Below are 8459 nucleotides of genomic sequence, written 5' to 3' on the forward strand. Positions count from 1 at the left end.
GCGGTCGGAGGATGGGGCGCCGTGGAGCGCGATAGCTCAGGGATTGGCAGAGCAGGGGGTAACCGAAGGAGCGGATAGGCGGCCGATCTCCGTCCGTCGCCTAACCTCTATCGTCACCAAACTCAGAGCTCATGCGATCGCCAGCGCGGTCGAAGGCCAAAAGCGAGGACGTCGGAAGGATGTGGCCACCGAGGGTGTAGGCGACGATCCGCCACCAGCGCCCGAGAGGGCGAGAGCGCGCCTGGCCCCAGAGCTTCGTGAGCCGCCGGAGACGGGCCCGGATGATCTGCCCCTGAGCGAAGACGAGATTCGTCGCAGTCAGCGCGACAAACACCAACATCTTTTCAAAAAGGATTAGGCATGCCCAGACTTCTCATCGTCGCCCAGGAGACCGGTGGCATCGGAAAGACCACGGTCACCCGCGCACTCGCCGAAGCCGTGACAGACGTTTCGATCCTGGAGCTCGAGTCGGTCCACAGGCTAACAGAGTTCGGCCTATCCGAAGCGCCCAACGAGTCGGGAACGGTCCGCTATTTTCCGATGCGGGCAAGCCGAGAAGAGATCGAGCGCACGGGCGGGCAGGCGGCCCGGCAAGAACTCGACCCTCTTATTAATGCGCTCTACCAAATCTAGCGCCCCACGATCCTCGATCTCGGTGCCAACCAGTCGGGAAGCGTTTTTGGTGTCATGCCAGATATTATCGATGATCTTCGAGAGAACGGAATCGAGGTCGGTATCGTTGTCGTCGCCGCTGCCGAAGCGGGTGCGCTAGCTGACGCCAGCAAGCTCCTGCATGCTGCCAAGGGTTGGGCCGCAGCGCGCTTTGTTATCGCGAATGAGCTTCGCGGCACTATCGATCCCGGTCTTCTCAAGAAGGCGGCTGGATCGGCGGTTGTCGAGCACTTGCGGCAGTTCATGCTCGACGATCAGGCCCGCTCCGTCTTGGCGGCGTCCGGCTTGCGTGGCATTCCCGCGATCGACAAGCAGGCCCTCATCAAAGCCTATTCGCCTGCGGTGGCGAACCGCATCATGAAGGATCTTACCGCGTTTCGGCTCGCGGCCATGCAGGCTGTGAAGCCTGCAGCGCTTTGGGTGATCGATGCCGTCGAAGGATGAAGTGACTGCCCAATATGCTGCCGCCGAGGCTCAGGCGGCTGCAGCCAGAAAAGCCGACGCGGCTGCGAAGCGTGAAGCGAGCAAGAAGGCATTGGATCGCCTTCTTAAAAAGCCAATGAGCGAGCGCTTTGAGTCAATTGCCGATCCCAAACTCGCGTTGACCCCCGCGCATCGACGCGAACTCGTGCGGTCGCTCGAAAACGCGGTGCCCGAACAGCGAGCAATCATCGCGACGACCGCGAGTCGCTTTGAGATCTGGCGGGCGCGTCTTCCGTACCGGGTCATACCGCTCGCTATGGCGGGTGCGGTCATAATTGCTTTATTCGCATCTGCCGTAACGGCCTACCGTCACACCCCCAAGCAGTGGGTCGTGATAGACAGCACTGAGCCGGTACGTGTTGATTGGACGAGCCCGGAGGGCCTGATGTCGTCAGAAACGGCGGCTCCAGGTTCAAAATACGTTCTCGCGCGGATCGAAGGCAACGTCGCAATTCTCCGCTATTGGGTATCCGGTACCGGCTACGCCGAAGGCCGCGTTCCCCTGCAGTATCTTCGCGCTGCCAACTAGATAGGTCTTAACCGGTGGTTCCAACCGGTGGCGTGCTCTGAACCAAACGCTCAAAACGCGGGTCAATATGCGCGACCGTCTTCCGAAGTTTGATCGGATGGCTCCCGCGACCACCGCCGTTGACAAACGCCAAGAGCTCGTGCTTCGGCATGGTGATGAGCGCGCTTGGCGCCATCAATCGCGCCGCTTGCGGCGTCCACGATTTGGACTTTGTTTCTTTGCTGCCTGACTGGCTGCTCGTTGCAACGAGGGCCGTATAATCACCAATCGTGCGGGACCATCGCTCGGTCTCGTCGGGGTCGACGGCGGGAAGATTGAAGATGGTCACGACCTCGGCAGTATTGAGGATCGTCGACGCGCCAGCCTCGCCGTAAAGGGCAATGATCTGCGACCTATCTTGCCAGAAGGTCCACAAGCTTCCGCCATAGCCCGGAAGCTCCCCAGCGGCGGTCAGGATCTCATCGAAACGGCCCAGGGCTGCCGCTTCGTCGACGAATACAAGAACGCGCTCTTTTGGACGATTTCGGCGGATGCTCGCAAAAATGTCCGACAGAAGCCAACGGAGGAAGGGCGCGAGAATGCGCTTGTACTCAGGCGGAATGGCAATGAAGAGATCGATATTGCCGGACGAAAGATCGGACAGGTTGAAGGAGTTCCGACTTACAAGCTCTTGCAGCCGATCGTCAGCGAGCCATTGCAGCGCCTGAGACGCGGTGGCCTTGATGGGATCCCGCGTTTTCGGATCCGCTTCCATGATGTCGAGAGCGGCACGCGCCGCCGGCGCATCACTCATTTTAAGTGCCGCGATGAAGGCGTTGTCGTTCGCAAGGTAATACTGCATCGCCGATGGCGTTCGCGTCTCCGACTGAAGGGCAACGAACATCGCGCCGGTGAGAAGATCGACGGCCTTGTTGCGGAAGTAGGCAGACGCTTCATCGCCTCCACCGGACCCTTCTGGTAACAGCGCGAGCGCCGTGCGCTGCATGTAAAGTACGTCCGCCGGATCAATCTTCGCGAGGGGATTCCAACGGCCGTTTCCTTGCACCAAATCAAGCGGATCGAGACACACGACCTCACGGCCGAGCGCGCGACGGCGATCGCCGACAGCGCGATAGACTTCGCCTTTGGTGTCTAGGACAACGGCCGGTCCATCCCAAGATTGTGACTCGGGAAAGGCCAGGTTGGGAATGAGGAATCCAGAGGTTTTGCCCATCCGAGGCGGTGCAATCGTAACGAGCGTCCCCTGTACCTTTACGCGCACAGGAGTGCCGGTCTCGGGATTGATACCAAGCTCAAGACCTTGGCTCATGGTCGACATCTCAGACGAGGTCGCGAACCGCGCGGTGCCATAGAGCCCCGATTCATCTCGGAGCAGGGCAAGCGGCTTCCCAAAAAACACCAGCACGCCCGCGACGACGATTGGCGCAAGAAGGCAAGCGAAAGTTATGATCCCGCCGTTCGCGAAGGCTTGCGAGCGGCCGATCATCATCTGCCAATAAGCGAAAAAAAGTTTACCCGGCTGCACCGAAGGTAAATAGCCAAACCATTCACCTGGCGCGACAACTTCGGTCGGCCATAAAGTTGGATCGAGACCGTGCGTTAACAGTGCTGCCGCGGGGTACCCCAAAAAGAAGACAAGGAGGATGCATCCATAAAGCTTGATCATTGACGTTTGGGCTCAGCGGTAAATTCGACCAGTGCGCTTGTCGGTCTCCAGCATGTTAATGCTGTAGGTCTAAAAAGTAAAAACGGCATCAAATAAAATGACACTATCGTAATGGTGATTTTGGCAATATCTTATATGTCCTTGCTTCTTGAATGCGGTAAGATGCAGCGTAGTCGTGGAAAGGACGAGCTATCGTCCCCGCAAAAAAAAAACGCGCACTCGGGATACCCCGACATCGCCAGGGCGCGCAACCGCGCCTTTTCACCTTATCGGGCGACGGGAGACTTCGACCTGCTCCATACCGGCGACAACGCGCCCGGTCGGGTGGACGAGATTTTCCGCGAGGTGCGGGAGATCCCGAGCGAGGACGGCGTAGTCTCCAAGCCGGAGACGCTCAGGGCAGCCGCGGCGCGGGCGGAGGACGAGCACAGCGGCGTTTCCTCGGACGTTCAGCTGAGCTGGCCGGCGCGCGACTGCCGATCCATGTGACATCGGCTACGGCGATGCCATTACGCTCGGCGTCCTCGACATCGACTATCCGTCGCTTCTCGATATGCCCATGCCTCGGCTCAAGGCCTATGCGGTTGCATTCCAGCCTCGAAATCCTGCTCCTCCAGGGCCAGGCGCCCGTCATCGCCCAGAAGGTTCGCTACTACGCTGATCGTGAGTTCGCGGAGGTATTTTAGTCTGCTCGATGCGACTCTCGTAGGAACGATACCCCCATGGACTCCTCGACTTGCAGTCCGCAAATGCGACAATATCTCTTGGTGGGGGACAAATGGACTTAGCTTGGGGGGATGGGTTGGGTGACGGAACCCAAGGGCTTGATATTGTAGGCGTTCGTGGCCTCGATCAAAGCCTGGAGGCCGCCTTGGTCTACGGGATCACCACCGTTTCGCTACGCGGTCGTTATTTCACCCTGCTCCCTTGGGCCATCGGGGAGTATTTCGCGGCCGAAGTCGCGGCCAACGCCACCGCGTTCGACGAGGTGCGATTCAAAACTTTTCTGGCGCGAGTCGAATTCCTGACGCTCGCGTGTACTACGATCGAAAAATCGTCGGCTTCATCATCCAGCGAAATATCGGCTAGATAGTCGCCGACGGTCTGAGACCCGCCGGAGCGCTCAAAGCTTGCGATGGTGTCCAACGTCCGGACGATGTTGCCGCTGAGTGCGCGCAAGGTGAGACGGAACGCCTCGACCGAACTTTCAAGGCGCTTCAGAAGGTTCGTGGTCATAAGCGCTTGCAGGCTGCGCTCGCGATCTGCCGGGCGCAGCTTGCTGCGCCCGCTTTCCACGTGGGTGTCGTATAACTCTTCGTATTTTCGAAGGCGGGTGAAGTACGACGTCGTAACTGACTACGCAAAGCTTATGGATATCGTCGGGGGTGCCGCATAGCCAATTCAGCCATCCGAACCATTAGCGTGGCCGAATGAGAAACCATGTTGAAATGGAGCGCCCATGACCGAAAAAATAAGCGCCGATATTCCAATTTCTGAGAAATGGCGATGACGGTCTGGCGTAGGCTATGCGCTCGGCTTTACGTTAACTGCCAGCGAATCATTGTGTTCAGCTTACGATGCAGATCGGGCAGGCCAACACATGCTTCGCACAAGCCAGATCTCCCATGTTTGCATCTGCGAACCCGCCGCTCTGTAAGCGCAGTCTAAGTCCGGCAATCCTAAGAAGGTTTTGATGAACGTCGAACGCCGAAGCGTCTTGATAGTCGGAGCGGGCTTCGCCGGAGCGGTGTATGCTAGATGCTTGGCAGAGGCCGACGTCAGAGTCCATGTCATCGACAAGCGATCGCATATCGCTGGTAATGCATTTGATGAGACAGGTCCAGACGGCATCAGGGTCCACCGTTATGGACCTCATCTTTTTCATACGGCAAATGAACGCGTCCTCGCGTGGGTGCAGAAGTATGCACATTGGACCTCGTTCACGCACAGAGTAAGAGCGCAACTTCCTTCTGGCGTTTTGACGGCAATGCCGATCAATCTCGACACAATCAACGCAGTCTTCGGAACCGCATTTTCAACATCTGATCAAGGAAAGGAACATCTGAAAAAAATCGCAATTCCAGTCGCAAATCCAAGTAATGCAGCCGAGTATCTTGGATCTCGAATAGGCACCTTACTGACGGATTTGTTTTTTAGACCTTACACGAAAAAGATGTGGGGAGTAAACCTTGAGGATCTATCAGCGTCTGTAATAAAGAGAATTCCTTTGCGGACTGATCAAACGGACACTTATTTTCCTACGTCTGACACACAAATTATGCCAAATTTAGGTTACACAAGTTTTTTTAAGAATTTATTGGATCATCCGCTAATTAAAGTTTCATTAGATACCTCATTTGACCAGGCCATGTTAAGCGATGTAAGGTATTGCTTCGCTTCCATGCCTATTGACGAATTCTATAATTTCAGAGAAGGGGAACTGCCTTATAGGTCCATTCGATTTCATCATCGCTCCGTTGAAATCGATAAAGTTGAAGCACCCTGGTCCCCGTTTGTACTTCCGTACAGCGTTATAAATTACACAGACTCGAGTCCCTACACGCGCGAGACGGCATGGCATCTAATGCCAAACCATCTTGAACATGAGACTTATCGTCGTACATTTACTCGGGAAGAGCCCTGCGACTATCGGGACAATTTTATGGAACGGTACTATCCAGTTAAAACCGCAGACGGGCTTAACGAAAAAATTTATCGACGTTACACGTGCTTATCGGAACTCGATGCTTCGAGAATCTCATTTATAGGACGATGCGGCACTTACCAATACTTAGACATGGATCAAGTCATTAATCAGTCTCTCACAGGCGCCGAAAAGTGGTTGCAGGCCAATCGGTGTTAAGCCCCCGCTTATGAACGGAAGCATTCCCGACATGGGTACCGTGTGAACAAGAATCTGCAAGCGCGTTTGCCGCACTTACCGATGTTTCCATCATAAACGATCGATACGCCTATTTGCTAGGCTCATCGATATCACAGAGCCTTAGACAGTTCTGGCTCCAGCATCAGTTTAGCGCAAGCTCGTGCGATTATCAGGAGATAAATACCCTGGTTTCCAGGCGTTGAGACAAAGGTGACCCTATGCCGTTAGGTGGTTTCGAAAGCATCACATTCGTATGTCCTATCTTCGTCACGGGCGGAACTGAGGCCATTCACCAGGCAAATTATGCCTTTAATCAATATGGGGTTCGGTCGAGGATTGCCTATTATGGCAATGGCGCAAATCACACACGATTCGGCAACAACGTTGTCTGCTCGGAGCCTGCAAGCAACGAGTGTCTAAGCGTTTTCGCCAACTACGCGCCAAAGGCGGAGAGTGCGTTCTCACTAGAAGACAATAGGCTGATTGTGGTTCCAGAAATATTTGCAGCAAATTATAAGCAGTTCGCGCCGGCTTCTACCGCAATATGGTGGCTGTCGGTCGACAACGTGATAAAAAAGCATCCAGAGTTGCTAGATAAACATATCAAAGATGGCATCTTTGCCGACGATAAATTGATACATTTTTTTCAAAGCGAATACGCACATAGGTTCCTCGTAGAAATGGACGCGGAGAAAGTGTATAGACTTGGCGACTATGTATCAGAGATATATAGGTTCGACGGCATCAATCCGGGAAAACGAGGAAGTGGTATCATATTCAACAAACAGAAAGGAGGCGCGTTGGCGTCCCGCTTCTTTGAGGGCGCAAAAGACATCGAACATTTGGCGCTCACAGGTTTTTCCAGCGAGAGTCTTGTAGAGCTTTATAGAAATAGTTCAATATACATTGACTTTGGCCATTTCCCAGGCAAAGATCGAATGGCAAGAGAGGCTGCGGCATGCGGAGCAATTGTCTTCATTCACAACGATGGGGCTGGTAAAGAGTTTGGTGACTTTCCTCTATCCGAATTCTTTCGTTTTAGCTCTGCTGATGTCGAATCCGGTGATTTAGCTCGTCGCGTCCGAGTCGTCATGGCAGCGCCAGCAACTTATTGGATTAAGCAAGCGCCATTTAGGCGTTCCGTCTTTTGTGAAAAAAGTTATTTTTATCAAGACGTGATGCAGCTCTTGGGTAGACAGGGCCCACTCATCGAAGGTAAGCAGCGCCCCGTGACCGATCTGATATCCTTCCGAGGTCACGAGGAATACCTGATGTCTGTAGCTAGGTTCAACGGCAAGCTGCCTATGTAGACTATAGAAATGCTGGTCCTCGGCTGCGTCATCGAAAGGGTGCAAATCCGAAGGTCGCCACAAGCGCCCAACTGCTTGAAAAGGTCTGTCGTCTTGTGCAACGCCGTTACATGATGCGGGTCGCCTCGTGAGCGTGGCGCTAAATCAAGATCTTTGAGGCGAGCCGCCGAAGTACTTATGCCGCGTCGCTACTCCAGCTTGCAGCTTACTATGCACTATGCACGAAGACTGTATGATGGGTGTCCGGTCCCCGCGGAGTGGTCCGGGGTTTATGTTAGTTCATGGTGGGCCGGAGCGCGAGGGCTGGTGTGGCTGGCGTAGCGGGTCCGGGTTGCGCAGCCGGCCACACCAAGGCTTCAGGCGCAGGTGGTCGGTAGGCGAGCGATGAGTGCGGGCGGATCGCGTTGTAGTGCTGCCGCCAGCTCTCGATGATGACATGCGCTTCCTTCAACGAGTAGAAGATCTCGCCGTTGAGAAGTTCGTCACGGAGCTTCGCGTTGAAGCTTTCGCAATAGCCGTTCTCCCAGGGGCTTCCTGGCTCGATGTAAGCCGTTCTCGCTCCAACGGCGACGATCCACTCCCGAACCGATTTAGCGATGAACTCAGGGCCGTTGTCTGAACGTATGTGCCCTGGCACGCCGCGCAGGATGAACAGGTCCGACAGCACATCGACGACGTCGGTGGCGTTCAGCCGCCGGCTGACCCGGATCGCGAGGCATTCCCGGGTGAACTCGTCGATCACGTTCAGCATGCGGACCTTGCGTTTGTCATGGGTCTTGTCCTCGACGAAGTCGTACGACCAGACGTGATTGGGCTGCTCCGGCCGCAGCCGAACACACGATCCGTCGTTGAGCCAAAGCCGGCCCTTCTTCGGCTGCTTCTGCGGGACCTTCAGCCCCTCCCGTCGCCAGATCC

At 55.4% G+C, this 8459-nt stretch carries 9 protein-coding genes; 6 read left to right on the forward strand and 3 right to left on the reverse strand.

Annotated features, from left to right (window positions below; translation table 11 throughout):
• The first annotated feature begins 360 nt into the window (after window positions 1–360).
• The 3 genes from GSQ79_RS29625 to GSQ79_RS15790 are packed head-to-tail and all read left to right on the forward strand — an operon-like array spanning window position 361 to window position 1684.
• Window positions 361–633, forward strand: a complete 273-nt coding sequence (locus tag GSQ79_RS29625; protein ID WP_246725375.1) for a hypothetical protein — start codon at window positions 361–363, stop codon at window positions 631–633.
• Window positions 634–687: 54 nt separating this feature from the next.
• A complete protein-coding gene (locus GSQ79_RS29630; RefSeq protein ID WP_246725376.1) occupies window positions 688–1116 on the forward strand; it encodes a hypothetical protein in 429 nt (142 codons plus the stop codon).
• Window positions 1100–1684, forward strand: coding sequence for a hypothetical protein (locus GSQ79_RS15790; protein WP_158809657.1), 585 nt, complete (start codon window positions 1100–1102; stop codon window positions 1682–1684). The genes GSQ79_RS29630 and GSQ79_RS15790 overlap by 17 nt, the downstream gene beginning before the upstream one ends.
• 7 nt (window positions 1685–1691) lie before the next feature.
• Here GSQ79_RS15790 and GSQ79_RS15795 read toward each other — a convergent pair whose 3' ends face one another.
• Window positions 1692–3350 (reverse strand): type IV secretory system conjugative DNA transfer family protein, encoded by a 1659-nt coding sequence (locus GSQ79_RS15795; protein WP_158809658.1) that lies wholly within the window; start codon window positions 3348–3350, stop codon window positions 1692–1694.
• Between the two features lie 135 nt (window positions 3351–3485).
• Here GSQ79_RS15795 and GSQ79_RS15800 point away from each other — a divergent pair, with 135 nt between their 5' ends.
• The gene (locus GSQ79_RS15800) at window positions 3486–3839 is read left to right on the forward strand and encodes a hypothetical protein (RefSeq protein ID WP_158809659.1); all 354 of its coding nucleotides are present in this window, start codon (window positions 3486–3488) and stop codon (window positions 3837–3839) included.
• A 420-nt stretch (window positions 3840–4259) separates the two neighbouring features.
• On the opposite strand, the gene GSQ79_RS29635 is transcribed toward GSQ79_RS15800, so the two are convergent.
• Window positions 4260–4646 (reverse strand): hypothetical protein, encoded by a 387-nt coding sequence (locus GSQ79_RS29635; protein WP_246725377.1) that lies wholly within the window; start codon window positions 4644–4646, stop codon window positions 4260–4262.
• Between the two features lie 397 nt (window positions 4647–5043).
• Here GSQ79_RS29635 and GSQ79_RS15810 point away from each other — a divergent pair, with 397 nt between their 5' ends.
• Together GSQ79_RS15810 and GSQ79_RS15815 are read left to right on the forward strand one after the other, a co-directional pair.
• Window positions 5044–6213, forward strand: a complete 1170-nt coding sequence (locus tag GSQ79_RS15810) for a UDP-galactopyranose mutase (protein ID WP_158809660.1) — start codon at window positions 5044–5046, stop codon at window positions 6211–6213.
• 239 nt (window positions 6214–6452) lie between these two features.
• Window positions 6453–7544 (forward strand): hypothetical protein, encoded by a 1092-nt coding sequence (locus GSQ79_RS15815; RefSeq protein ID WP_158809661.1) that lies wholly within the window; start codon window positions 6453–6455, stop codon window positions 7542–7544.
• 274 nt (window positions 7545–7818) lie between these two features.
• Here GSQ79_RS15815 and GSQ79_RS15820 read toward each other — a convergent pair.
• A partial coding sequence (locus tag GSQ79_RS15820) for an IS3 family transposase (RefSeq protein ID WP_158809666.1) occupies window positions 7819–8459 on the reverse strand: 641 nt, incomplete at its 5' end.

The sequence above is a fragment of the Beijerinckia sp. L45 genome (assembly GCF_009765775.1).
Classification (GTDB): Bacteria; Pseudomonadota; Alphaproteobacteria; order Rhizobiales; family Beijerinckiaceae; genus RH-AL1.